1 protein-coding gene is annotated in these 677 nt (G+C 51.0%); it reads right to left on the reverse strand.

The genetic code is table 11. The features are described from left to right. Positions 1-617, reverse strand: a 617-nt coding sequence (locus H8S57_RS16930; protein WP_243204883.1) for a helicase-related protein, incomplete at its 3' end; no start/stop codon positions are given. Between the last annotated feature and the right edge of the window lie 60 nt (positions 618-677).

A 677-nucleotide genomic window follows, 5' to 3' on the forward strand; every position in this document is an offset into this window, starting at 1 on the left:
ACGGTTTCATCCACATCCTCACAAGAGCGGGCAATGTGTTTTCCGGTGAGAATCTGCGTGATATAGCGCAATTTCTGCTCCTGAATCTGCCAGAGATACGCATCAAATGTTCCTTTGGCTACGAATTGCTTTATCATAATTTCCGGGTTTTCGTTGCCCTGCCGTACCCCACGTCCATTTCGCTGTGTAATATCAGAGGGCTTCCACGGACAGTCCAGATGGTCAATGGAGATTACCTTATTCTGAACATTCACGCCGGTTCCCAGCTTGCTGGTGCTGCCGATCAGAATACGGACTTTTCCTTGGCGGGTACGCTCGAACAGTTCCTGCCGCTGTGCTTCAGAAGTGGCGTCGTGAACAAAGGCAATCTCCGATTCCGGCACACCCTTTGCCAGCAGCACATTTCTTATTTCATCATATACATTGAATTTCCCGGCTTTGGGAGTGCCAACATCACAAAAGACAAGCTGCGTGGAAGCAGAGGCGGCGGTGTCCTTCCAAACCTGATAAACATCCTCAATGCAGACACTCAACTTACTTCCTGTACCATCCGCATCTGGTCGAATCAGGCGCGGGTCAATCGCCATCAGGCGGGCCTCACCGGTCAGCTTCAGCATATTATCTTCTTCCGGCTTCACTCGGCCGGTTCGGATTGCTTCCGCCCGCAGAATAAAATC

The organism is Lawsonibacter hominis, assembly GCF_014287895.1.
Classification (GTDB): domain Bacteria; phylum Bacillota; class Clostridia; order Oscillospirales; family Oscillospiraceae; genus Lawsonibacter_A; species Lawsonibacter_A hominis.